Source organism: Nocardia carnea, from assembly GCF_029869215.1.
Classification (GTDB): Bacteria; Actinomycetota; Actinomycetes; order Mycobacteriales; family Mycobacteriaceae; genus Nocardia; species Nocardia carnea_B.
On sequence record NZ_JARWPM010000296.1, the window covers coordinates 11,409 to 38,218 of the forward strand.

The following is a 26,810-nucleotide window of genomic DNA, read 5'->3' on the forward strand; positions in this document are numbered from 1 at the left end:
CCTGGGCGGCGCGGATCCGTCCGGTGCGCCGCTGATCCGGTTGCTGTCTGTATCCGCCCGGTGGTTGTGGAGGAAGAGTCCATGGTCGAGTCCTGTCCCGATATCGCGATCGTCGGCATGGCGTGCCGCCTTCCGGGTGCGTCCGGGCCGGAGGCGCTGTGGTCGGTGTTGCGGGACGGTGTGGAAACCATCGGTGAGGTCCCGGATGACCGGCCGCCGGGGCTGCCGCGCGGTGGCTTCCTCGACGGCGTCGATCTGTTCGACCCCGCGGTATTCGGTATCGCCCCCAATGAGGCGGCGGCCATGGATCCGCAGCAGCGACTGGCCCTGGAACTGGCCTGGGAGGCCCTGGAGGACGCGCGGATCGCCCCCGACCGGGCGCCCGCGGGGACCGGCGTCTTCCTCGGCGTCACGGGTAGCGACTACGGCGATCTGGTGTCCCGGCACGGGCCGGACGCGCTGACCCGGCACAGTCTGGCCGGGCTCGGCCGATCGGTCGTCGCGAACCGGATCTCCCGGACGTTCGGATTCGAGGCGCCCAGCCTCGCCGTCGACACCGGGCAGTCGTCGTCGCTGGCCGCGGTGCATCTGGCCTGCGAAAGCCTGCGCTCCGGGGAATCCGGGACCGCCCTGGCCGGTGGTGTGCACCTCATCTTGTCGCCGTTCGGGAATGCGCTGGCCGCCGAATTCGGCGCACTGTCGCCCGACGGCCGCTGCTACGTCTTCGACGCCCGGGCCAACGGCCATGTGCGGGGTGAGGGCGGCGCGATCGTGGTGCTGGAACCGCTGACCGCCGCGCTGGCCCACGGCCGCGACATCTACGGCGTCATCCGCGGCAGCGCGATCGCCACCGGATCGGGCGAGACCGGCCTGGCCGCGCCCGGGAGTGCCGGACAGGCCGCGGCCATGCGCACCGCCCTCGCCCGGTCCGCCCTCGCCCCGGCCGATATCGATTACGTCGAATTGCACGGCACGGGCACCGTGGCGGGTGATCCGGTCGAGGCCCGGGCGCTCGGCGAGGTCTACGGCGCCGGTGATCGTGCGGCCGCGCTGGCGGTCGGCTCCGTCAAGACCAATATCGGCCACCTCGAAGCGGCCGCCGGTATCGCGGGCCTGATGAAGACCGTCCTCTGCCTGGACCGGCGGACGCTGGTACCGAGCCTGAACTTCGCCACGCCCAACCCACGAATCCCATTGGCGGAGCTGGGGTTACGTGTGGTGGAGCGTACGGAGCCATGGCCTGGCAGGGCGGGGATACGGCGGGCCGGGGTGTCATCGTTCGGGATGGGCGGCGCGAACGTTCACGTGATCCTGGAACAGGCGCCGGCATCCCCGCGGGACCCGGGACCGGGGACAGGTCCGGGGAATTCCGCGGATCGGGCGACTCCGGACGGGCTGCTGCCGTTCGTCCTCTCGGCGGCTGGACCTAGGGGTCTCGCAGGCCAGGCGGCTCGGTTGCGGACCTGGCTCTCGGCGCAGACCCCGGACACCTCGCTCGCGGATATCGGCCGGTCGCTGGCGACGACCCGGGCCTCGCTGGCGGACCGGGCGGTGGTCCTGGCCGCGGACCGCGCGACGCTGCTGGACGGGCTGACCGCGGTGTCGGAGGGGGCGCCGGGCCCGGTGCGGGGGCGGGCGGCACCGGGACGGACGGTGTTCGTCTTCCCCGGCCAAGGTGGCCAATGGGCCGGGATGGGCCTGGAACTTTGGGATGCCGGCGCCGAATTCGGTGCGGCCATGGACGAATGCGCTGCCGCGCTGGCGGCGGTGCCCGGGGTGGACTGGTCGCTGCGGGAGGCGCTGGGTGACGAGACCCTGCTGGCGCGAGCCGATATCGTCCAACCCGCGCTGTGGGCGGTCATGGTGTCGCTGGCCGCGCAGTGGCGGGCGTTCGGTGTGGAACCGGATGTTGTGGTGGGACATTCGCAAGGGGAGATCGCGGCTGCCACGGTCGCCGGTGGGTTGAGTGTGCCGGACGCGGCCCGCGTGATCGTCTTGCGCGCCCGAGCGATTGCCCGGGATCTGGCCGGCCGGGGTGCCATGGCCGTAATCGGCCTGGGGGACAGTGAGATCGGCCCGAAGCTACCCGCGGGAGTGACGGTCGCCGCGGTGAACGCGCCCGGTTCGGTGGTCATCTCCGGGGAGCCGGAACCGGTCCGGCGGATCGTCGCCGACTGTGCGCGGGACGGAATCTGGGCCCGCCTCGTCCCCGTCGATTACGCGTCGCATTCGCCGCAGGTCGCGGGGCTGCGGGAACGGATCGTTGCCGACCTGGCACCGATCGTCGCGCGGGAGGGCGCGGTCGCGATGGTATCGACGGTGACCGGCGCACCGATCGGCACGGCCGAGCTGGACGGTGAGTACTGGTACCGCGGACTGCGCGAACCCGTTCGGTTCGCCGATACCGTACGCGGCCTGCTGAACGACGGACCCTGCGTGTTCCTGGAGGTGTCGCCCCATCCGGGGCTGGTGGTCGCGCTCCAGCAACTCACCGCCGACGCGCCCGTGCCGGTCCTCGATACCCTCCGGCGGGGTGACGGCGGCGCCGACCGGTTCACCGCGGCACTGGGCGCCGCGTACGCACACGGCCGGCCGGTGAACTGGCCGGCCTGGTGGCGAGATCGGGGCGCACGGGTCACCGGATTGCCGACCTATGCCTTCCAGCGCAGGCGTTACTGGTTCGCGGGGGCCCGGTCGTCGGCGGGGCCTCGGGAATCCGCGGTCGGCCCCGCGGCGGCACGGCCGGAACGGGAACCTGGTCCGGGCGCGATCCCGGACAGTGCCGCCACGACAACGGCGGGTGCGGATCCGGTCACGGCAGGCATGGTGCCGGCGTCCGACGTGGCAGCGCATGTCGCCGAACAGGTCGCGGCCGTGCTCGGCTACGACTCCGCCGCGGAGATCGATACCGGGCGCACGTTCCGGGAACTCGGTCTCGATTCGGCCGGCGGCGTCGAATTCCGAGACCGGCTGATCCAAGCCACCGGCGTTCCCCTGCCGGCGACGCTCGTCTTCGATCACCCCACCCCGGCGGACGTGATCCGGTTCGTGCGCGCTCTCGTCACCGGCGACGCACCGGCGCCGGCGCCGCGACGAGCGGCCGGCCGCAGCGACGAACCGGTGGCGATCGTCGGCATCGGGTGCCGTTTCCCCGGCGGCGTCACCTCGCGCGAGGACCTGTGGGATCTGGTGAGCCGCGGTGGGGACGCGATATCGGCGTTCCCCGATGATCGCGGCTGGGACCTCGGCCGGCTGGTGCACCCGGATCCCGACCATCCCGGCACGATCTACGCCGCAGGCGGCGGATTTCTCGACGACGCAGGCGGTTTCGATGCGGAACTGTTCGGCATCGGCCCCGGCGAGGCGGCCGCGATGGACCCGCAGCAGCGAATTCTGCTGGAGGTCGCCTGGGATGCGCTGCAGGACGCGGGCATGGATCCGCAATCGTTGCGCGGCAAAGATATCGGCACCTTCGTCGGCGCCGGCGACGCCGACTATCGCGGCAACGACACCGGCTCCGAGGGCCTGCGCCTCACCGGCCGCCACACCAGCGTGGTCTCCGGTCGGCTGGCCTATACGTTCGGTCTCGAAGGTCCCGCGCTGACGGTGGATACCGCCTGTTCGTCGTCACTGGTGGCGCTCCATCTGGCGGTGGCGGCGCTGCGGTCGGGCGAATGTTCGGCGGCACTGGCGGGTGGCGTGACGGTGCTGGCGTCGCCGTTCCTGTTCGTCGAGTTCGCCCGGCAACGGGGACTGGCCCCCGATGGCCGGTGCAAATCGTTCGGGGCCGGCGCCGACGGGGTCGGCTGGGCCGAGGGCGCGGGCCTGGTGGTGCTCGAGCGCCTGTCCGACGCGCAGGCGCAGGGACATCGCGTACTGGGCGTGATCCGGGGTTCGGCGATCAATCAGGACGGCGCGTCGAACGGCCTGACCGCGCCGAACGGCCCGGCGCAGGAACGGGTGATCCGGGCGGCGCTGGCGAATGCCGGACTCGCGCCGGGCGATGTGGATGTCGTGGAAGCGCATGGCACCGGCACGCGACTCGGCGACCCGATCGAAGCCCGGGCCTTGCTCGCGACCTACGGGCAGGACAGACAGCGTCCCCTGCTGCTCGGCTCGGTGAAATCCAATATCGGTCACACCGTGGCCGCGGCCGGGGTGGCCGGGGTGATCAAGATGGTGCAGGCGATGGGCCACGGGGTCGCGCCGCGCACCCTGCACGCGGATACGCCGTCGCCACACGTGGATTGGGCCGGCGGGTCCGTCGAACTGCTGACCGAGGCCCGGATCTGGGAACCGGCGCCGGACCGGCCGCGGCGGGCCGGGGTGTCGTCGTTCGGCATCAGCGGCACCAATGCCCACCTCATCGTCGAGGAGCCGCCCGCCGCACCGGCACCGGCGGGAACCCCGCTGCCGGTCGTGCCGTGGCTGGTGTCGGGCCGGACCCCCGCGGCCGCCGCGGCGGCCGCAAAACGGCTGCGCGAACATGCGCCGGCGTTGCGCCCCGTCGACGTCGGATTCGAACTCGCGTGCGCTCGAGCGCATCTGGAGTACCGCGCGGAGGTCGGGGGACCGGCCGCGACGGAGGTGTCGCCGGTCCGGGTGGTACCCGGGCGGACGGTGTTCGTCTTCAGCGGACAGGGTGCGCAGCGGACGGAGATGGGACGGCAGCTGTTCGAGACCTTCCCGGTGTTCCGGGAAACGATCGCACAGGTCTGTGATCCGGCCTGGTTGTTCTCCGGCGACACCGACCTCGACCGCACCGACAACACCCAGCTCGCGCTGTTCGCCGTCGAGGTCGCGCTGACCCGGTTGCTCGAGTCCTGGGGTGTGACGGCCGACCTGGTGGCCGGGCATTCGGTGGGTGAGATCACCGCCGCCCATATCGCCGGCATGCTGTCGCTCGAGGATGCGGTCCGGCTCGTCACCGCCCGGGGCCGATTGATGGCGGCCCTCCCCGCCGGGGGCGCCATGCTCGCGGTCGACGCCGCCGAGGACGAGGTGGGTGACCTGCCGGCCGGTATCTCGGTGGCGGCGGTGAACGGCCCGCGAGCCGTGGTGCTGTCGGGGCCGGTCGCGGGGATCGACGAGTTCGAAGGGCGGACCGGCCGGCGGACTCGCAGACTCCGGGTGAGCCACGCGTTCCACTCCGGGCTCATGCAGCCCATGCTGGCGGAATTCGCGACGGTGTGCCGCGGAATAACGTGGCGCCCACCGTCGATGGATTTTCTCTCGGGCGTGACCGGCCGGATCGAAGCCGAACTGCCGGTATCGCCGGAGTATTGGGTCCGGCAGGTACGCGAGCCGGTCCGCTTCGCGGACGCCGTCGCCGCGGCGGGGACGGCGGGCGGAACCCGCTATCTGGAGATCGGCCCGGACGCGGTGCTGGCCGGCCTGATCGACGCCGACGCGGTGCTGGCCGTGCAACGACGCGGCCGCGACGAAGTCGAGACGCTCGTGCGGGCGGTCGCCGCCGCGCATTGCGCCGGGGTCCCGGTCGACTGGGAACGGTTCTTCGCGGGGCAGGGTGCGCGACGGGTCGGCCTGCCCGGGTATCCCTTCCAGCACCGGCGTTACTGGCTCGACGCGCCCGCCCCACGGACCGGCAATACCCTGACCCACCCCGTCCTGACGAGTTCGGAAACCCTCGCCCGTGCCGGGGAAGACCTGTTCTCCGGTCGCTTCTCACTGCGCACCCACCCGTGGGTGGGCGACCATCTGTCCTTCGGCACCCCGGTGTTTCCGGGTGTGGGTGTGGTCGAGCTGCTGCTGCGGGCATCCGCCGAGGCGGGCTGCGGCGGGGTGGACGAACTCACGCTGTCCGCACCGATTCTGCCGCCCGCACAGGGCCGGGTAGCGATCCAGATCGTGATCGACCAGGACGACGAGGGTGGCGGACGGCCGTTCACTGTCGGATTCCGGCGGAACGACGACGCCGAATGGACTCGCTCGGGCGTCGGCCGGTACACCGGAATCGAACCGGGTCCAGGCTCCCGCCCGCCTTCCACAGACCGGATCGCCGAGCCGCACTGGCCCCCCGGAGCCGCCGAACCCGTACCACCGGAGTGGATTCTGGCGAGGATCGCCGGTGTCGCCGGCCTGACCTACGGCCCCGCCTTCCTGGGCCTCGATGGCGTGTGGCGCCGCGCCGGGGAGATCTTCGCCGAGGTGCGGTTGCCCGAGGCACTCATCGAGGAAGCGGGCGATTACGTCCTGCATCCCGCGCTGTTCGACCTGGCGCTGCACGCGGGATTCGCCCAGTACGCGCTGGCCGAGGATCTGCCGCCCGAGCAGGGCCGGCTGCTGTTCCGGTTCGCGGGGGTGCGCTGCTCGGCGCCGGGGGCGACCCGGTTGCGGGTGCGGTCCGCACCCGTGGGCGCCGACGGATTCTCCGTGACCGCCGTCGATCCGGACGGCAGTCCGGTGCTGTCGATCGACCGGGTCGTCTTCCGTACCTTCGATATCGAGGCGCGCAGTCACACTGCCCGCTCCGCCGAATCGCTGTTCGAAATGCAGTGGCTGCCGGTGGAATTGCCGTCCGGGGCAGCGGCGGTGACGGTCGGGGAGTACGAGCCGGCGCTCGACCCGGTGCCCGAGGTCATGACGGTGGACGGCGCGGCCGGGGTCGCGGTGGTACTCGACCGGCTGCAACGATTCCTGCGCGATGACCGGTGCGCCGGTGCGCGCCTCGCCGTGGTGACCCGCGACGCCGATATCGATCCGGTGGCCGCCGGTGTCCACGGGCTCGTCCGTGCGGCGCAGGCCGAACACCCGGGCCGGCTACTGCTGATCGATACCGACGATCCGGGCGGTATCGACTGGGGCGGCGTCCTGGCGGCCGGACACTCGCAACTGACCGTGCGGGGCGGTGTGACGACCGCGCCGCGCCTGACACCCATGCCGATCGGTGACGAACCGGCGGAATTTCGCTGGGGCCCCGGGTCGGTACTGATCACCGGCGGCACCGGGGGGCTCGGCGCGCGGCTGGCACGGCACCTCGCCACCCACGGCGTGCGGCATTTGATCCTGGCGAGCCGGCGCGGCGCCGGAGCCCCCGGCGCGGCGGCATTGCGCACCGACCTGGAGGCGGCGGGATGCACCGTCACCCTGGCAGGCTGTGATGTCACCGACCGGGACGCCGTCGCCACCGTGCTCGCGTCGATTCCCGGATCCGCGCCGCTGTCCGCGGTCGTCCACGCCGCCGGGATCCTCGAAGACGCCACCGTTTCCTCGGCGACACCGGAACAGCTGCACCGCATCTGGGCGCCGAAGGTCGAGGGTGCGCTGATCCTGGACGAACTCACCCGCGAACTCGGCCTCGCGGCCTTCGTGCTGTTCTCCTCGGCCGCCGGGACCCTCGGCGCCGCCGGGCAACCCGGTTATGCCGCCGCCAACGCCGCGCTGGACGCGGTGGCCCGGCGCCGTCGCGCCGCAGGGCAGCCGGCGGTCGCGCTCGCCTGGGGCCCTTGGGCCGCCTCCGACGGTATGGCGGGCCGGCTCTCCGGAACTCATCTGGCGCGATGGCAACGTCTCGGGATCACGCCGCTGGATTCCGCCGACGCCTTGGCCATCGCCGGCAACGCGCCGAATTACCGGGCGCCCGTCGTGGTTCCGGTCCGAGTCGATGCCGGGGTGCTGCGCACGGGTACCGGACATCACCTGTTCGGTGACCCGGCTCGGCGTACTCCCGACGCGGCTCCCGTCCGCGTCGTGGAGCGCTCCGCCCTCGAAGCCCGGCTGGCCGGTCTCGACGACCGAGCACGCGCCGTCCTGGTGGCGGATCTGGTACGCGAACATATCGCGGTGGTCACCAATTCCGATCCGGCCGCCCTCGATCCGGCTGCCGCGTTCACCGACCTCGGCCTGGATTCACTCGGCAGTGTCGAACTGCGCAACCGCATCACCCGTGCCACGGGCCTGCGCCTGCCGTCCACCCTGGTATTCGACCATCCGACCGCGGACGCTCTCGCCGGACATCTGCTCGAGCTCGCGGGACACGCCGCTGTACCCGTAACACCTGCCGAGCGAACCACCGCGGCGGGCTCCGGCGAACCTCTCGCGATCGTCGGCATCGGCTGCCGTTTTCCGGGCGGCGTGGGATCGCGCGGAGACCTGTGGGACCTCGTCGCCGCGGGCACGGACGCCATGTCCGCCTTCCCCGCCGACCGCGGCTGGGATCTCGACCGGCTGTACAACCCCGACCCGGACGCGCCGGGCACCGTCTACGTGCGCACCGGCGGCTTCCTGGACGACGCCGCCGGATTCGATGCGGAGTTCTTCGGGATCGGACCGGGTGAGGCCGCGGCCATGGACCCTCAGCAGCGCGTCCTGCTGGAAGTGACCTGGGAGGCACTCGAGGACGCCGGTATCGATCCGGAATCGTTGCGGGGTGCGGAGGTCGGTGTGTTCGCCGGCGCCACCACCGCGGACTACCATCCGCGGGTGGCCGGTGAGCTCGAAAGCTTCCGCCTCACCGGCACCACACCGAGTGTGCTGTCCGGCCGGCTGGCCTATCTGTTCGGATTCGCGGGTCCGGCGCTCACCGTCGACACGGCGTGCTCCTCCTCGTTGGTCGCACTCCACCTCGCCGCGCAGGCAGTGCGATCGGGCGAATGTTCGCTCGCCCTCGCCGGTGGCGTATCGGTGTGGGGGTCGCCGTATCTGTTCGTCGATTTCGCTCGCCAACGCGGACTGTCACCGGACGGCCACTGCAAATCCTTCGGTGCGGCCGCCGACGGAGTGGCGTTCGCGGAAGGCGCCGGGCTGGTGGTGCTGGAACGGTTGTCGGACGCGCGCGCACGCGGCCACCGGGTGCTCGCCGTCCTCCGCAGCAGCGCGACCAATCAGGACGGCGCTTCGAACGGGCTCACCGCACCCAGCGGGCCCGCCCAGGAGCGGGTGATCCGAGCCGCACTGGATGCCGCGGGTCTCGTCCCCGCGGAGGTGGACCTGCTGGAGGCACACGGCACCGGAACGCCCCTGGGCGATCCGATCGAGGCCCGGGCACTGCTGGCGACCTACGGACAAGACCGGGACCATCCGGCCTGGCTCGGGTCCGTGAAATCGAATATCGGGCATACGGTCGGCGCCGCCGGCATCGCCGGGGTGATCAAGTCCGTGGAGGCGATGCGGCGCCGCACCATGCCGCCCACCCTGCACGCCGAGACGCCGACACCGGAGGTGGACTGGTCGGCGGGGGCCGTGGAATTGCTGACCGAGCCGCGGCCGTGGGAGCCGAGCGGCGACCGGCCGCGCCGAGCGGCGGTCTCATCCTTCGGTATCAGCGGCACCAATGCCCACGTTATTCTCGAAGAGGCCCCGGCTGAACCGGAACCCGCGCGCGGCGAACCGGTTTCACAACTCCGCGTACCGTGGCTGATATCCGGCCGGACCGAGACGGCGGTGCGCGCCGCGGCTCAGCGGTTGCGGTCCGCCTGTGCCGAATTGTCCCCGGAGGATGTCGGGCGGGAACTGGCGACCGCTCGCGCGCACCTCGAATGGCGTGCCGCGGTGCTGGACCCCGCCGAATTGGATCGGGTGGCGCCGGTGCGGGCGGTACCCGGCCGCACCGCCTTCGTGTTCTCGGGGCAGGGCGCCCAGCGATCGGGTATGGGCCGTGAACTCTTCGCCGCCTTTCCGGTGTTCGCCGACGCCCTCCGGGAGATCTGCGATCCGGACTGGCTGTTCGCCGAGGACACCGACCTCGAGCGCACCGACAATACGCAGCTGGCCGTGTTCGCCGTGGAGGTCGCGCTGGCCCGGTTGCTCGAATCATGGGGTGTCACACCGGAGCTGGTGGTAGGCCACTCGATCGGAGAGGTCAGCGCGGCCCATATCGCCGGCGTGCTGGATCTGCCCGACGCGGTACGGCTGGTGACCGCACGGGGACGGCTGATGGCGGATCTGCCGCCCGGTGGCGTCATGCTCGCGATCGATGCCGATCCCGGCGAGATAACCGAACTACCACCGGGAGTGGGACTGGCGGCGGTGAACGCGCCGGGCGCGGTGGTGCTGTCCGGACCCGCGGCCGGAATCGAGGAACTCGCGCAGCGCTGGGGCTCTCGGCGATCCCGGCTGCTCCCGGTTTCCCACGCATTCCATTCCGAGCTGATGGAACCGATGCTCGCCGAATTCGAGTCGCTGTGCCGCACGGTCAGCTGGCATCGGCCGCGTATTCCGATGGCGGCCGACGTCACCGGACGTATCGAATCGGACCTGTTCACCGATCCGCGGTACTGGGTGCGGCAGGTGCGATGCCCGGTGCTGTTCGCGGACGGACTCACCGCGCTCCGGGACGCCGGCGCCGCCCGATTCGTGGAGGTGGGGCCGAGCAGTGTGCTGTCGAGCATGGTCTCCCGCACGCTCGGCGATGTCCCGGTCGTCGCTCTGCAGCGCGCCGGGCGCGCGGAAGTCGCCACCCTGGTGCGGGCCGTGGCGGATGCCCACTGCGCGGGTACGCGCGTGGACTGGACACGATTCTTCGCCGGGCGGACGGGACCGCGGGTCGACCTGCCGCCCTACCCCTTCCAGCGTCGGCGGTACTGGCTGGATTCGCCGCCGGCCGTCGCCGGTGACGATCTCGGCCATCCGATACTCACCGGCGCGGTATCGGTCGCGGACACCGGCCAGGTCGTGTTCGCGGGGCGGTTGTCCCCGGACACCCACCCATGGATCGGCGACCATGTCGTACTGGGTGAGAGGGTAGTTCCCGGTACCGCCTTCGTCGAGATCGCCCTGCGGGCAGGCCGGGAGATGCGTTGCGAGCTCCTGCGTGAGCTCACGCTGGAGGCGCCGCTCCTGTTCGCCGCGGGCGAGGTGCGGGATATCCAGGTAAGCCTCGGTGCCCCCGGCGACGGGGGCGCCCGGCCGGTGTCGATTCACTCCCGGCCCGACGGCGGCTCCACGGAGTGGATGCGCCATGCCGCCGGTGCCCTGGTTCCCGCGGACAACGCACCCGACCCCGGAGAAGCATTCGCGGAGCTCGGGAACGGAGCGTGGCCGCCACCCGGAGCGGAAGTCATTGCCGTGCGGGAGGTGTACGGCCGGCTGGAAGGGTTTGGATTCGACTACGGCCCGGCGTTCCGAGGTGTGCGCGCCGCCTGGCGCCGCGGCGGTGTGGTCTACACCGAGGTCGCGGCCGATCCCGAACAGCGGGCCGGTATGTCCGCCTACGGATTACATCCCGGACTGTTCGACTCCGTGCTGCACGGCGGAGCCGTGGTCGGATTCGGGGCGACGGGCACCGGCCGGATGCTGTTCGATTGGAAGAACGTCCGCTACTTCCGGACCGGCACGACGACACTGCGCGTCCGGGTGGCGGCGGCCGGTGATTCGGCATGGACGGTCACCGCGGCCGACGACCGCGGGAATCCGGTGCTCGAGGCCGGCGCGGTCGGTTACCGCCCCGTCGAACCAGCGCATTTGCTCGCCCATCGAGGTGCGGCGCATCGGTCGCTGTTCGCACCGACCTGGCGTCCCGTCGAGCTTGCCGCGGAATGCCCGGCGGCCACGGTGGTGGTGCTGGACGAGCACGGATTCGGCGGTATCGACTACCCCGCGACAGGTCCGTCCGGCCTCGAGATCAATGCCCGCCACGCCCGTCCCGACGATGTGGTCCCCGCACCGGACGTCCTCGTGGTGCCCGGCGGAATCGGCCCGCACGCGGTCCTGGACCTGCTGCGGCGGTTCCTGGGCGACGATCGGTTCGCGGCGACGCGACTGGTGGTGGCCACCTCCGGCGCCGTCGCCCGGGACCCGGCCGAGCTCGTCGAGGTGACGAATGCCGGGGTATGGGGCATGGTCGGGTCGGCGCAGGCCGAATATCCGGACCGCGTGGTGCTGGTCGATACCGACGACGCGACCTCGGTGGACTGGCGCCTGGTGGCCGCTGCCGGTTATCCCGAACTGCTCTGGCGGACGCGGCGTATCGACGGCGAATCCGCGGCGGCGGCCTCGCCCACGGTATTCGCGGCCCAGCTGACCCGAGCGACCGATATCCCGCGCCGGGATATCGCGGGCTGGAACACGGGGACAGTGCTGATCACCGGCGGCACAGGCAGTTTGGGGGCGCTGCTGGCCCGGCATCTGGTCGCGGCCCACGGGGTACGAGGTCTGGTGCTGCTGAGCCGGCGGGGTGACGCGGCGCCGGGCACGCGCGAGCTGGTTGCGGAATTGACCTCCGCTGGTTGCGAAGTGACGGTCGCGACCGGCGATGTGGCCGACCGGAATGCGGTGGGTCCGGTGCTGCGCGATATCCCGGCTCGGCGGCCACTGTCGGCGGTGGTCCACGCCGCCGGCACACTCGACGATGCGACCATCACCACGCTGACCTCGGGGCAACTCCAGCGGGTCTGGCGGCCCAAGGTCGACGGCGCGCTGGTCCTGGACGAACTGACCCGTGATCTCCACCTGCCGCTGTTCGTGACGTTCTCCTCGATCGCCGGGCTCCTGGGTCCGGCCGGTCAGGCCAGCTATGCCTGCGCCAATGCCGGGCTGGACGCGGTGGTGCGGCGCCGTCGTTCCGCCGGGCACCCCGCGCTGTCGCTCGCCTGGGGGCCGTGGGCGGCCGAGGGTGGCATGGTGGGCGCCCTGCGGGATCAGGACCTGGCGCGGTGGCGCCGCCTCGGGATCATCCCGCTCGAGCCCGCCGCCGGGCTCGCATTGTTCGATGCCGCACTGGCCGCCGACCAGGCGGTCATCGCGCCTGTTCAGTTCGATCCGCGGACCGCGGCCACCGGGGGACACCACCTGCTGCGCGGTCCGGTGGCCGTCCGGCGCGGCTCGCTGCGCCCGGCTACCGATTGGGCCGACCGGCTGAGCGGGCTCTCGGCGCGGGAACGCAGCGAGGCCATCGGGGAACTGGTGTGCGAACATGTCGCGGTGGTGGCGAACGCCGAAACGGTCGACCCCGCCGGCTCGTTCGCCGATCTGGGCCTGGACTCGCTCGGGGCGGTGGAACTGCGCAATCGGCTCAGCCACGCCGTCGGGCTCGGTTTACCGTCGACGATCGTGTTCGACTACCCGACACCCAACGAGGTGGCCGAGTACATCCTCTCGTGTCTCGCGCCCGCGCCCGCGCCACCTCCGCTGACCCGGCTCGCGGGTGCACTCGAAGAAATCGAGGCACTGCTCGGCATGCTGGACGAGTCCGACCGGGAAGCCGCGCGCCGGACGATGAGCCGTTTCGAGGCCACCGCCCGGACCTACCTCGGTACCCGCCCGGAGGAGACGACCGAACTGGGCGACGCGACCGACGACGAACTGTTCAGCCTGGTCGACGAGGAATTCGGGCCGCTCTGATCACCGTGTCGCGGTCACACCAGGGGACCGCATCGGACGTCGAATCGTTCACCCACGGTGTCGAGCGTCCGGCGGAAGTGGTCGAGACCGCGGTGATGCGCGGCCTTGAACTGCATCTTGCGTACCGCCCACCGGGGCAGCGGATACCACCGATCCAAATCGGTGCCGAAATCCTTGAAGACCAGGGACGGCACGTGGTCCAGAATCAGGCTGATATTGAGGCGCGCCTGTGCCATCATCGCGGGAATCACCACCGTCGGCGCTTTCTCGCGCAGATCGACGACATCGAGTTCGTACAGCGGCACCGCCCGCAGCTTGTCCAGGAACATCACATGCGGCATCAGATACCCCATATATGTCGAGAAAGGTAGTGTCGCCGAACGCATGTGCAGCGACAGCACCGAACCACCCGGCGAGACGTAGGGTTCGTACGGACTCTCGTTCCCCATGATGTAGCTGGTGCAGTTCACGATCCAGCTGCCCGCGGGAACTCGGCGCCGCGCCCCGCTACGGAACACCAGCTCCGGGCCGTCGTCGCCGTCGACAGCGTCCACGAGATGATCCATCACGAGTTCGTGCAGGCCGCGGTCGACCCGGTGGAGTTCGGGTTCGGAGAGGAACCCGAACATGAAATTGTCGCCCTCGGGCCGCAATCCGATCCCGTAGTGCTCCCGCATCCAGGCGTTGACCGTCTTTTCGTTGGTGCCGTCGAATCGACGCGCCACCTCCTCGACCAACTGTGCTGTGTCCCGGCCGTCCCACCACCGCCGGGCGCCGGCCGGGAACAACTTTTCCCGGCGCAGGAACCAGCTGCCCGAACCCGCGACCATGGACACCTCGCGGCCCGGGTAGTGGGTGATCATCGCGTCGGCGGTGTCCATACCGGTCTTTCCGCTGCCGATCACCCAGACGGGGGATTCACTGTCGCGCAGATCGCTGCCGTGGATGTCGAGGTGGTTCGGGGAGACCGACCGTACCTGCGCGCTCGACACGGGGAACGGGTCCTTGACTCCGATCCGATAGCCGAACGCTTTGATCATGCGTCGCGCCCGCACCACCGTCCGGCGGCCGTCGGGGGCCGTACAGGTGACCTGCACGCCGTCACCGTCTTCGGTGTGCGAGTCATAGACCCAGCCGAAGCGCTCGTCGAGGTGGAGCCGATCGCGGGCGTAGCCGAGACAGCGTTCCATATGGTCCAGCACCTCGTCCCGGGTGGCCAGATACTCTGCGGGCCGCTTCGACTTCCACGGCAGGGCCCCCGCGGTGAACAGTTGATGTGGCTGATGCAGGCGCACATACGGGTAGGTGTCGGTCCACATTCCCCCGCCGCGTTCCCTGCGATCGATCAGGACGACCTTCTGATCACGCGACAGATACTGTGTGGCGACGAACAGCGCGTTCAGGCCGGCGATACCGGCGCCGACCACGACGAGATCGCACCGTTCCGTCTCGCTGGCGGGGTCCGATTCCGGCGGCATCCCAGATCCTTTCGGTTGCGCTGTCGGTGTCGGCGGCCCGGCTACTTGTCGGAAGCCCGGGTGTCACCGGACAGTGGTGCGCCGAGCTCGTCGTCGCGATGCCGGTACCAGGCCCGGCGATTCGCTCCGCCGGACCGCCGCAGCGCGGTGAATACATGGGGTGTGACGAGGGTGGAGGCGGGCGCCGCCTGCTGAACCACCGGCCAGAACAGTTCGGCCACCCGGGGATCCGCGGCCATGGTGGTGACCGCCTTGCGGAACGGCCAGGGCGGCAGCGCCAGCCGGGAGTTGCGGTTGAACATCATCTGCTGCGGCCACAGCGCCCGGCGGTGCTGTCGCTGATAACGCCGCAGGGCGGCGTCCAGGACCCGGGGATCAGCGGCGGCGACGGCGTCGGCGGTGGCCTCGGCCAGCCGTTCGGCGCCTTCCAACGCCCAGCCGCAGCCGACGCCGCGCAGCGGATCGGCGACCAGTGCCGCGTCACCGACCAGTGCCAGACCGGGTCGCACGATCCGGGGGCGGGTCAGGTTCGGCCGGTCCCGCGAACCGACGAAATCCGAAACACGTATCGCCGCGGACAGATCCGGCGGATCCGGAAGCTCGGCGAACCGTCGCCGCAGATAGTTCTCTTTGTCGTCGAGGAAGTCCGGGACGTGCGGAGCGTCCAGCAGCAGCGAGATGAGGGTGAGGTCGTCATCGGAGGCGATGAGTCCGAGCGCATCGGGCGGCCGCAGCCAGACCCGGAAGTTCCCCTCCTCGATCGGTACGTTGCGGAAGTACGCGAAGTAGCCCGAGCGCCGATTGGGCGAGGAGATCGCCCGGAGACCGGCCGCTGGGGCCACCCGCGAACTCGCGCCGTCGGCGCCGACGACCAAGCGACCGCGCACGATGGTCTCCGCATCATCGATCCGAGCCACCGCACCGGCGATCCGGTTGTCGGGGTCACGGTGCAGGCCGGTCACCTTCGCGCCCAGGATCACGTCCACGCCCGGTGTGCCGGCCGCCAGCTCCCGGATCAGTGGGTCCAGCACAGATCTGCGGATCGTGTACCCGTGGCGACCGGTCCGGCCGGCGTCGCGTTCGTTCGCCCATCCCGCCGGTGTCCACATCGATGTGTGCATACGAACGCCGCCGGCCGACTCGATCGCGGAGTCCAGCTCCAGTCGTCGCAGGGTCGGCAACGCTGTCGGCTGGATCAGATGCGTGCACACCCGCTTGTAGAAGGCGGGATCGCGGTGATTTTCCAGGACCGCGACCCGCAGGCCGCGCCGCCCGAAATGAATGGCCGTAGCGCAACCGGCGAGACTGCCACCTGCGACCACGACGTCGTAGTCGTTGTTCACGATGAGATTCTCCGGTTCGCCTGCAACACCGGACCCGATGGTATGACAAGTGGCGGGCAGGGGGAGCCGTTTGCCGCCGATCCGCCCGGATATCGGCGGGTTCCGGCGTAGTATCCGGGCGAGATCAGCCAGTCGCGATCCAGGACGGAGACGACGCCATGACGGTGACGGTCACAATCCCGACGGTGCTGCGTCAGCACACCGATGGAGCCAAGCAGATCGAGGCCGCCGGCGATACCGTGGCATCGGTGCTGTCCGATGTGGAGAGCAAGTACGCCGGGCTGGCCGGCCGCCTCACCACCGACGGCGCTCTGCGCCGCTTCGTCAACGTCTATGTGGACGACACCGACGTGCGCCAGGAGCAGGGGCTCGCCACTGCGGTGCGGGACGGCGCGACGGTGACCATTCTGTCGGCCATGGCGGGCGGAGCCTGACGGTAACGCGGCAGGCCCCGGCGATCACAGGGACGCCGCGACCACATCGATGGCGAGGATCGCGCCCAGGAGCACCGCCATGGTCAGGGAGAGGGCGAAGAAGGTGCGCCGGATCCCGGGCATTTCCCCGGGGAGCGCGAAAATGCGCTTGGGCCATATGCGCCAGGACTGAATCGCGAACGCCGTGACGGCGCCGATGTACAACACCACCTTGACGGCCATCAGCGCGACCCACGCGCCGCTCGGCGCCGGAGTGTCCATCGCCCGGCTCATCGCGGCCACGGCGCCGGCGATGCCGGCGATGATCGCGAGCCGCAGAATGCGCTGCCGCGATCCGTCGGCCATCATCTGGCCCACCTCTTCGTATTCTTCGGGATCCTCGGCTGTGAACTGGAACTGCTGTACCACCACGATCGAATAAACCATGGAGCCGAACCACACGGCCAGGAACAAGGTCTGGATCACCGCGAAGAGGTTCGTCACTACCATCCGAGTTCCCTTTCGACACTCACCCGGCACCCGGCGCGTACCCGGGCGTTCCGGTGGCGCGGCCTTGCGGCGGACGCACGGTCACCGTACTCGGTGGCGTCCGGGTGCGGCCGGTTTTCGATCGAGACGCCGCCGGAACCGGCCCGCGGCGCGGGCTACGTCGGCTGTCAGCCGCCCTCGCCGGCCGCCCGGACACGTTCGTCCGATCCGATACGTCCGTCGCCCAGGGTGACCACGCGATCGCAGTACTTCCCCGCGTCTTGATCATGGGTGACCATCACCACCGAGTTTCCGGCCTCGGCGACCTCGGCGAGCAGTTCCAGGATCGACGCCCCGGTCTTCGAATCGAGGTTGCCTGTGGGTTCATCGGCCAGGATCAGCGGCGGATCCATGATGAGTGCTCGGGCCACCGCCACCCGCTGCATCTGGCCGCCCGACAGCTCCGCCGGCCGGTGCTCGGCCCGCGCGCCGAGCCCCACCCGCTCGAGCAGTTCCAACGCCCGCGGTTTGGCCTTGCGCAGGCCGGTGCCGTCCAGCAGACGCGGCACCGCGACGTTCTCCCAGGCCGACAGGGTGGGCAGCAGGTTGAAGAACTGGAATACGAAACCTACTCGGTGACGGCGGAATTCGGACTGCCGCTCCTCGTCGAGAGTGCCGATCTCCTCGCCGTCGAATCGAATCGTCCCGGAGTCGGGCCGGTCCAGCGCGCCGAGCATATGCAGCAGTGTGCTCTTACCCGAACCCGACGGGCCGATGATGGAGGTGAATTCGCCCCGGGTGATCCGCAGATCGACACTGTCGAGCGCTCGGACGAGCTGCCCGCCTACCCGGTACTCCTTGACCACGTCCGATAGTTCCATCATGGCAGGCGACGTCATCGCTCCCCGTCTCGTCAGCGGTTTCGGTGGGCACGGCGCACAGCGAGTTCGTCCGCCGGCCGGCCTGGGGCGGCAGCTCCGCGTCGGGACGAATATGACACCGATGGCAGAGCCCCGCAAGTATTCGATCCGCGTGCGCCCGGCCATGGGCGGGGTACGGCGCAGCGCCGGGTTCCCCGTAGATGCGTCCGGTGCCCGCCAGCGCTGCGGGGTCGCGGCCATGCCGGCAGCCGGACCACCGAGCGCTACCTACACCCGGGTCAACAGGAGATCACCGGCGCCGGGGACAAGCTCTCGAAGCACCTGCGGTCCCGTTCTGGTCCCGCTCTGCGGGTAGTTGATTGACAAAAAACCCCTCCTGCCCTGGTCAGGAGGGGTTTTTCGATGGTCGGGCTGACAGGATTTGAACCTGCGACCACTTGACACAGGTTCAAATGCTTCGAACGTTTCCCATAGCGCCTCGAAACTGCTGGAAAACCTGCTGTTCACGGCTTGGCTGGGTGCCGAACAAGGCCCATAAAGTCCGGCCGATTCTCGTCAAAAGTGTGAGATTTCGGTGAGACGGAGCATCGACGAGCCCGACCCTCACCCACGCACCTAGGAGGCAATCGGGCTGTTCGACAGTCCCGATTCCGTTGATCGGGAGAGGTGATCGACGCCCATGCGCTGCCCGAATATCTCGGCCGAGGCGCGCAGCGGTCATGGCGCACCGCTGTGGTGCCCGCCCTTCGGGCCACCGAGGCGGCTGCGACCCTGTGGCGCTGTCCGACGCGCTGCTTCTGACGCGGTGAGAAGCCCGATGTCCGGCATGATGCCGTGGTGTATATCGAGGATCCGGTGTCCGCCTTCGTGCGTGCTCAGGGCGATGTCCTGGAATATCTGCGTCAACCCGTCGGCATCGGAGCCCCGAGCGGACCGAAATCGATATCCGCGCCGGCCGCGACGAAGCACGCACGAATCCCCACGGGGCCTTGGCGTCACAGGTTTGCCTGTGACCCGGGTGTTCCCTCCCGATCGATCGGGGCCGGTCTTCTCCGCGCCAGGTCACCGACGGTTCATCCGATACTGGTCGCACCGTGCCTGTGCCGGAGGTATTTGCACGCCGAGGTGCGGTTGACTGCGTTACCGTTCAGCCTTGTGCGTGCCTCGAGCCGCCGAATGTGAAGCCGCTGCGGCTCCGACTCGCGAGTCCAGTGATGTATCGACCGTGAGCAGGTCAGCCGTTGGGCCCAACCTTCTCGGATCCGGAAGGCGCTCCGTCATTCCAGGAATGACTTCATGCTCCTTCCTCCGGAGTCGGCGAGACCCTGGTTGCGCCCGCCCTGCGGGCACGCTGCCGTGCGATCAGGTCTGTGCGGGTGGTTGGGGTCATGGCGGCGGTCACCGCTGTCCGGGCGAGCGCAGTGGCGCCGTCGATGACCATGCGATCGGCGGCGGGACTCACGGCTTCGGCTGCGAACTCTGCTGTATGTGGCAGTGCGGTGACGCCCAGGGCCGCCATCACCGGGTGGATTGCGGGCACGACCTGCGACACATTGCCCATATCCGTCGAGCCACCGGAGATTCCTGACCCCGATTTGTCCACCGGTGTGCGGCCCAGCGCCTCGACGGCGGCGTTCCATGCTGTGCTCAGGGCCGGGTCCTGCCGCATGCTCTCGTAGCGTGGTTCGAGGTAGGAGTGCTGCCAGGTGCAGCCGGAAGCCGTGGCTCCCGCTCGGAAGCAGGCGAGGACCCGGCTCTTCACATCGCGAAGTTCCTCGAGATCGAACGACCGCACCTCCGCGCGTACGACGGATCGCTCGGGGATAATGTTCGTGACCGCGCCGCCCTCCGCCACGATGGCGGCGACGCGCACCGTGTCCGGGAGTTGTTGACTCAGTAGACCGATCGAGGTGAGGGCGATGGTGGCGGCATCGAGGGCATTCACGCCGCGTTGCGGTGCTCCCGCGGCATGTGCGGGGCGGCCGGCATAGGTGACCTCGAATCGGTCGACGGCCTGCATACCGATCTGCTCGCAGCGTATATCGGCATGGGGGCCGCCGTGGACCATCATCGAGATGGTGCAGTCCTCCCAGGCCCCTGCCGCGAGCATGAGAACCTTACCGCCACCGCGTTCTTCGGCAGGGGTACCCAGCACCTTGACCGTTATCCCGGCCTCGTCGGCGACCGCCGCGAGCGCGACGGCGGCGCCCACGGCCGCGGCGGCGATCAGGTTGTGGCCGCACGCATGGCCGATCTCCGGCAGAGCGTCGTACTCGGCGCACAGTGTGACGACGAATTCGCTGTTGCCGTATACGGCCTCCACGGCGGTGTCGAGACCGTACACCCCGACCTCCGCCGCGAAGCCGGCCTCGCGCAGGGTCTCGGCCACCAGGGCCGCCGCATGGTGCTCTTCGAACGCGAGCTCGGGGTTGCGGTGGATCTCGTGACTGATCTCGATCAATCGCTGGGACCAGGCACGGATGGTGGTATCGATGGCCTTCTCCACGCCCGGAATATCCGGTGTAGAGGCAGATGCGAGGGGCGGCGTCATGTGGGCTCTCCTGTTCGGGTCGGGCTCGGTGTGACGGCTGTCCGGCCGGCCGGCGGCGCGGTCGTGAGGGTGGCCGGTCTCGGCGCGGTGGGTCTGTCGGCCAGGACGGCCAGTGCGGTGATCGCCGCTCCGGCTGCCGCGCAGAGGGCCCAGACTGCGAGGTACCCGCCGAAGGAGGTGCTGTCCGTCGTGCCGGTGCCGGAAACGGCCGTGACCGCGAACAGTCCCATCACCAGCGCGAACAGCGCGCTACTGGCCGCCCCGGCGCCCGTACGCGCGGTGTTGTACAGGGCGGAGGCGATACCCACCGAATCGGCCGGTGCCTTCCGCACGACGATGGCGGGCAGCACCGAGATCAGCAGTCCGTTGCCGAGGGACATCATGATCGACCCGGCGATCATGATGGGCAAGATGTGCGCCGCTACCAGGAGGGCGAGGTAGTTGAGGGTTATCAGTGCCCCGCCGAGCGCCAGGGTCGCGCGGGTGCCGAGAAACCCGGCCACCTGATCACCGAGGGAGGCTCCGACGAAGGAGGCGGAAGCGGAGGCCAATGCCAGCAATCCGGCGAAACTCGTGCTCAGGCCCAGCCCGAAACCGGCCACCGCCGGATCGGTGAGCAGGAAAACCGTTCCCGCTGTCTGGCTTCCGAACAACTGGGCGCCGAACAGCACGGCGATGACGAGCGGCACCCCGATACCGCCTCGGGTGAGGACATCGAGATCGATCAGGGGATACCGCACCCGTTTCGCGGACACGATCCACAACACGATCAGGACCAGCCCGGTGCCGATCGTCGCCCACGTGCTGGGCGCGGTCCACCCCCAAGCGGCGGCGTTGGAGATACCGGCCAGCGTCGCGAGCGAGCCGGTACCGAGCAGTGTCGCGCCGACCCAATCGATAGGTCCTGCGGCCCGCGTGCGTGATTCGGGTACGAGGTAGGCGACCAGCGGGACGCAGGCGATCATGAATATCGCCGGAATCCACAGCACGATGCGCAGATCCGGGACGGCGTCGAACAGGACTCCCGCGAAGAAGACCCCGAGGGCGGCGCCCAGGGTCAGCGAGCCGACCAGTTTTCCGATCGAACGGCCGGCGGACGCTGGATCCCGGTCGCGGACGATGGCGAATTCCAAGGGCAGGAATGCCCCCAGCGGCCCCTGGAGAGCACGCCCGATCAACAGCACGGTGAAGTTCGGTGCGACCGCGACGACGACGGAACCGAGGGCGACCGAAGCGGCGGCGACCACCAGCATGCGCCGGTGACCGTACCGGTCACCGAGCTTCGCCACTATCGGCACGCAGACCACAGTGGCGAGCAGATAGCTCGCACCGACCCAGTTCAATTCCGCGGGGGTGACCCCGAACTCCGCCCCCATGGCGGGCAGCAGCATCGGATACCAGCCCTGCAGTATGCCGCTACCCAATTCCATGACGACGAGAAATCCGACGGCCCCGCGTAAGGCCGGGCGTGCCGTACCACCCGGGGGTTCGGACGAGGTGGCGGTCATACGAGCTCCTCGAAGGTAGCGCAGGAACAGTGCGGGAAAGATAAGGTGTGGTGGCGATACCGCCGCGATGAATGCAGGAAAGCGGTAGGTTTTTGGGTTATGACGCAGGATCGGGAACTCGACGATCTCGATCAGCGCCTTCTGCACGCTGTTCAGCTCAGGCCGCGGGCGCCGTGGAGCGCGGTCGCGCCGATAGTCGGCGCGGATGCCGTCACGCTTGCGCGGCGCTGGGAGCGGCTCAGTGCCGAGGGGGTCGTCTATACGACCGGTATCGTCGCGACACCGCGTACGACCGCGTTCATCGAGGTAACCTGTGCGCCGCAGGACTCCCTGACCATTGCAGGCGAACTCGCCCGGGATGCGCACGCCGTCACCATCGACCTGACCGCCGGAGGCCGGGATCTTGTGGTCACCGTGGCCGCAAGGGATCTGGCCGGTCTCGCAGCGTGGGCGCTGGAGCGTTTCCGCGGGATGCCCTCGGTTCGCGCGGTGCGTACTCATATCGCTTCGGAGATCATCTCGGATGCGCGGCACTGGAACCTTCGTTCCCTGTCGAGCCGGGAGATCCGCGCTGTGGAGCGGGCCGTACCGCATTCCAGGGTGCCGATGCCCCGGCTGAGCCCGGACGAACTGGGGCTGCTGCTGGACGAACTCGCCGCCGACGGACGGGTGCCCGCGACCGTGCTGGCCGATCGTACCGGGATCCCCGTACGCAGAGCCCGCGACGCGTTGGCCGCGATGCAGGCCAACGGCTCGCTCGTCATCCGGGTGGATATCGCGCGGGCCTTCACGCCGTGGCCCGTCTACACGTGGTACTTCCTACGGGTACCCGCCGCGCAGGCCGGTGATATCGGCAGCCGGCTCGCCCGCCTCGAAGAGGTGCGTATGGTCGCGTCCGCGGTCGGGGATTACAACATCCTCATGGCGGCCTGGCTGCGTGGCCTCGGCGACGTCGGCCGGATGGAGGCCGCGATCGAGGCGAAGCTGCCGGGTGCCGTGATCGCGGACCGGTCCGTGGTACTCCGGACGGTCAAGCACGCTGGGCACCTGCTCGACCCGCAAGGCAATGCCACGGCGGCCGACCAGGTCGCGCCCGGCAAGTTGTGATCAGGTCCGGATTCGCCTGCCCGCCGCGTGGGCGCCGGCGATCCGGCCGAAGACGATCGCATCCGCGATATGGAAGCCACCGTCCTTCGCCCAGCTGTAGGTCGAGCTCACGGTGCCGGCCGCGTAGAGCCCGTCGATCACGTCGCCCGACCGGGACAGCACCCGGGCGTGCTCGTCACGACGTGGTCCGCCGTTCGTCCATGCCAGGACGGGCGCGCTGGTGTAGGCGTAGAACGGCGGCTCGGTGAGGGGAGTGAGCGTCGCCGGGGCGCGGTCGAAGAGCTCGTCCCTGCCTGCGGCGCAGGCGCTGTTGTACCGGTCGACCGTGGCGGTCAGGACGGCCGGGTCCACGCCTATCCGGCCGGCCAGTTCCTCGAGGGTATCGGCGCGGTGGATCCACCCGGCGTCGATCTCCGCGCTGTTGTCCGCACTCCACCGGTACCCGTCCATCAGAACGTTCCAGCCGACGGCCATCACGTCACTGTTCGGACTGATCGGGCCGGCGGCGCGCGTGCGCTCGTCGAAGATGACATGCATGGGCCGCTGTGGATGCAGTTCGTAGCGTCCGTCGATGAACGCCTGACCGTGACCACTGGGAACACATTCGTCGACGAAGCGGCGCCCGTTCTCGTCGACCCAGACATACCCGCGGGCGTACAGGAACATGGCGAAGAATCCGTGCCTCGAACCCGGGCGGGTGATTCCGTTGACCGCCATCATGTTGTCCATATGCCAGAGGTCGGCGCCTACTTGCTCGGCCATGCGCAGTCCGTCGCCGGTCGCGGCGGTGCTGCCCCATACCGGTACGTCGTGCAACCCGAGATGGGTGCGCACGAGTTCCGGATCGCCTTCGAAACCCCCGGTTGCCAGGACGACGCCAGCACGTGCCGCGATCCGGCGGCCGTCGCCGGTGACGACGCCGGTCACCGCACCGGTGGCGGGGTCGGTCATCAGTTCGACTGCCGGTGTGTCGTAACGGATTTCGATTTCGCGCTCCGCGAGCGCGCGCGTGAGAACGGCGAACAGCCGGCCTTCGCCGAGTACACCGTCGACGCTGCGGTAGCCGCCGTAGCAGTCGCTGCCGTCCAGTTCCGGGTATTCGGCGGTGTACGAGCCGTTCGGCAGAACTCGCGCTCCGATCGACTCCATCCATGACGAGACCGCACGGGTGCCGGCCGCCCATGCCTGCACCACGGATTCCGGGACCGGCCGGTCACCGCACAAAGAGCGAAGGTAGACCGCCGCGCGGTCGGGATCGTCGTGGTGGAACCACGCGCCTCCGGAAACCCGAGTGTTCCCACCTGATTCCTGGGGGCCTGTCTTCTCCAGGACCACTACTGTGGCACCGGCTGCGTGCGCGGACAGCGCGGCCGCACACCCGGCGGCACCCATACCCACCACGACGACGTCGACCTCGCGGATATTGCCGTGATCGTCTGCGAACCGGTCAGGGGTGGAATGCATCTGTGTCTCCTCGTCAGGTCGCCGGCAGTTCACCCGATGGAGTTCCTGCCGGAGCCGGTCGGACACTATTTGCCGGCGCGGGCAGCGGAAACGCCTTCTTCCACTCACCGGGAACTAGTCGTTCCCGAGTGCGGGTGCTGTGAGTAGTAGCCCGAGTAGCCGTCCGAACGCACTCTGTCGTCGTGTTTCTCGCTGTGTGGGAGTGGCGATGGTCTCTTTTGCGGTGACGGCTTAACGTCGATATCGAATAGTCCCGGAGTGGTCATTCCGCCGGACTTCGAAATCGGTTGCGCGTGGAGGCCGGCCGGACTCCGCGCAGGCGCGTAAGAAGGGAACATCATCACCGAACCCCAATCTTTTCAACCCACATAGTGTGTATCCGCCGCTTCCCGGACACCGGGCAGCGGAACTTCGCCACAGCCCGATGGCCGACGCGGAGATCGAGCGGAATCTATTACACCGATCGCCGAATAGATTTCCGCTCGGTGGATCGAAGTCGCTTCGTGGTCCTGATTCCGGGGTCTCCCGGTGTTTGCGTGCCGATTAATCGAACCATTCGCGCGCCACGCGGACGGAGTGATCTATCCATATTCTTCCGGCGACAGCCGGAAAGGCAAAGCCGCCTTCGGCATGTCTTGATCGAGATGAGGGTCAACAGATGAAATCACATATCCCACGCCACCCATCTGCCCGCGGCGTCCGTCGCGGTATGCGATTGGGCGGAATGAGCGCGGTATTCGCGGCCGTCGGAATGCTGGCCGCCGGCCACGCCACGGCAGATACCTTCGTACCGCTTCCGGACGGCCGGGAGGTCGCCCCCGGAGCCACGATCACCCGAACGGCCGAACATGCCGTGGTATCCCCGTCGATGTCCGCGAACGGTGTGGGGCGGGTGGTGTGGGTATCCGGCACCGTCACAGCCGATGTCACCCATACGCCGACAGTGGAACGTCCCGGCCCTTATTCGACACCGGAGAATTGGCCGGGTACGAACAATTCGTCGACCCACGGTGCGTCACAGGTGAGTACCGGTTATATCGTCGGGTGCCAGGTGAGTATCGGTGAGAGCGCCATCACGGCGGGGCTTTCCGGGAACGTCAGCACCAACGGCGGCGGGCTGAGCGGTTCGGCCGGTATCCAGCTGGGGCCGGGTCAGGTGAAGTTCGTGCGGATCGGTTTCAAGGATGTTCTCCGCCCCGGCGTCTACAGTCTCGGCTATCGGGATTTCGAGATGGAAATCCAGGGTTGCGGCGGTTACGCGCAGGCCCGGGCCTACACGGTGGTCGAAATCATCGGCGAGCATTATTCGAAGACCACTCTCTACGGGGCGCCGTTCAGTATCGGATGACCAGGGTCCGATATTCGGCCGCTCGTTTCGTCAGCAAGTCATGAAACCCGAAGAGGTATTTCGCAATGATGGATCCCAGGAAACTCATCCGCACCGCATTCGTCGGGGCCGCAGCGGTGGGGTTGGCCACCACCGGCGTCGCGGGCGCCGACACCTTTGTCCCGTTGCCCGGCGCCGCCGTCACCGAAACCCTCGGTGACGGAACAGCGGTCACGGTGCGGATCGTCGGTGAATCGGCCACGATCAGCCCGTCGATGGGCGCCACACCGTTGCACCGCAACGCGTGGGTGTCCGCCAGCGCCCAGTTCGAACTGTCGGGCCCGGCACGATCGAAGATCAAACCCGGCTACATCGTGGGCTGCCAGGTCAATATCGCCGGTGGCGGTGCCAACGGCGGCGCAAACTACAGTCAGACAGGGCAGAATCAGTCGGCCGGCGGCAGCCTCGGCGGAAATCTGAGCCTGGGGCCCGGGCAGGCGAAGAAGTTCTACCTGCTGGATCTGGAAGCTCCCGACGCCTTCGGTGCGGAATCGCATCGGCCCTTCTCCTCGCATACCAGCACACACGGGAGCGTGAGCTGGCGTAACAGCACCATCGGGCTCTCCGGTTGTGCCGGTTACGCGCAGGCCCGCGCGTTCGCCGAGGTGGAGGTCGAAACCGCCGCTGCCAAGGAAGTTGTCACCGTCTGGGGGCAGCCGTTCAGCATCGGCTGACGTCGCCCGAACCCCACGGCATTGCCGCCGCCCGGGACCACGGTAACGTGTTACGCGCCAAGATGGAAAAAGCCCCGAAAAACCCGGCAAATATTTTTTCCACCCCCCCCGCCCCCGGGTTATCCGGGCCAACCCATCCTCGGCCCCACCCCCCGCACCCCGCGCCCCGCCCGCGCCAACGCAGGGGGGTCCCCGCGACGTCAGCCGATGCTGAAC

At 69.3% G+C, this 26,810-nt stretch carries 12 protein-coding genes; 5 read left to right on the forward strand and 7 right to left on the reverse strand.

Going from position 1 to position 26,810, the window contains the following annotated elements:
- Positions 1-81 precede the first annotated feature (81 nt).
- Positions 82-13,299 (forward strand): type I polyketide synthase, encoded by a 13,218-nt coding sequence (locus tag QH276_RS20880; RefSeq protein WP_280406864.1) that lies wholly within the window; start codon positions 82-84, stop codon positions 13,297-13,299.
- Between the two features lie 14 nt (positions 13,300-13,313).
- Here the strand turns inward: QH276_RS20880 and QH276_RS20885 are convergent, their stop codons facing one another.
- Together QH276_RS20885 and QH276_RS20890 are read right to left on the reverse strand one after the other, a co-directional pair.
- Positions 13,314-14,777: a potassium transporter gene (locus QH276_RS20885; RefSeq protein ID WP_280397094.1), complete on the reverse strand. Its 1,464-nt coding sequence runs from the start codon at positions 14,775-14,777 to the stop codon at positions 13,314-13,316.
- Positions 14,778-14,818: 41 nt separating this feature from the next.
- Positions 14,819-16,120 carry an FAD-dependent oxidoreductase gene (locus tag QH276_RS20890; protein ID WP_280397095.1) on the reverse strand — a complete coding sequence of 434 codons (1,302 nt, stop codon included), beginning with the start codon at positions 16,118-16,120 and terminating at the stop codon, positions 14,819-14,821.
- A 158-nt stretch (positions 16,121-16,278) separates the two neighbouring features.
- On the opposite strand from QH276_RS20890, the gene QH276_RS20895 reads away from it, so the two are divergent.
- On the forward strand, positions 16,279-16,554 hold the full coding sequence (locus QH276_RS20895; RefSeq protein ID WP_280397096.1) for a MoaD/ThiS family protein: 276 nt from the start codon (positions 16,279-16,281) through the stop codon (positions 16,552-16,554).
- Between the two features lie 24 nt (positions 16,555-16,578).
- Here QH276_RS20895 and QH276_RS20900 read toward each other — a convergent pair whose 3' ends face one another.
- The 4 genes from QH276_RS20900 to QH276_RS20915 all read right to left on the reverse strand — a co-directional run bounded on the left by QH276_RS20900 (position 16,579) and on the right by QH276_RS20915 (position 21,962).
- Positions 16,579-17,043, reverse strand: a complete 465-nt coding sequence (locus QH276_RS20900) for a hypothetical protein (RefSeq protein ID WP_280397097.1) — start codon at positions 17,041-17,043, stop codon at positions 16,579-16,581.
- Positions 17,044-17,210: 167 nt separating this feature from the next.
- Positions 17,211-17,921: an ABC transporter ATP-binding protein gene (locus tag QH276_RS20905; RefSeq protein WP_280397098.1), complete on the reverse strand. Its 711-nt coding sequence runs from the start codon at positions 17,919-17,921 to the stop codon at positions 17,211-17,213.
- Between the two features lie 1,276 nt (positions 17,922-19,197).
- Positions 19,198-20,454: an amidohydrolase gene (locus QH276_RS20910; protein ID WP_280397099.1), complete on the reverse strand. Its 1,257-nt coding sequence runs from the start codon at positions 20,452-20,454 to the stop codon at positions 19,198-19,200.
- A complete protein-coding gene (locus QH276_RS20915; protein WP_280397100.1) occupies positions 20,451-21,962 on the reverse strand; it encodes an MFS transporter in 1,512 nt (503 codons plus the stop codon). The genes QH276_RS20910 and QH276_RS20915 overlap by 4 nt, the downstream gene beginning before the upstream one ends.
- 99 nt (positions 21,963-22,061) lie before the next feature.
- Between QH276_RS20915 and QH276_RS20920 the strand changes: the two genes are divergently transcribed.
- Complete coding sequence (locus tag QH276_RS20920; RefSeq protein WP_280397101.1) at positions 22,062-23,069, forward strand: Lrp/AsnC family transcriptional regulator; 1,008 nt, start codon at positions 22,062-22,064, stop codon at positions 23,067-23,069.
- On the opposite strand, the gene QH276_RS20925 is transcribed toward QH276_RS20920, so the two are convergent.
- Positions 23,070-24,533 (reverse strand): FAD-dependent oxidoreductase, encoded by a 1,464-nt coding sequence (locus tag QH276_RS20925; RefSeq protein WP_280397102.1) that lies wholly within the window; start codon positions 24,531-24,533, stop codon positions 23,070-23,072.
- 724 nt (positions 24,534-25,257) lie between these two features.
- Here QH276_RS20925 and QH276_RS20930 point away from each other — a divergent pair.
- Together QH276_RS20930 and QH276_RS20935 are read left to right on the forward strand one after the other, a co-directional pair.
- Positions 25,258-25,881 (forward strand): MspA family porin, encoded by a 624-nt coding sequence (locus QH276_RS20930; protein WP_280397103.1) that lies wholly within the window; start codon positions 25,258-25,260, stop codon positions 25,879-25,881.
- Positions 25,882-25,946: 65 nt separating this feature from the next.
- Positions 25,947-26,594: an MspA family porin gene (locus QH276_RS20935; RefSeq protein ID WP_280397104.1), complete on the forward strand. Its 648-nt coding sequence runs from the start codon at positions 25,947-25,949 to the stop codon at positions 26,592-26,594.
- Positions 26,595-26,810: the final 216 nt, after the last annotated feature.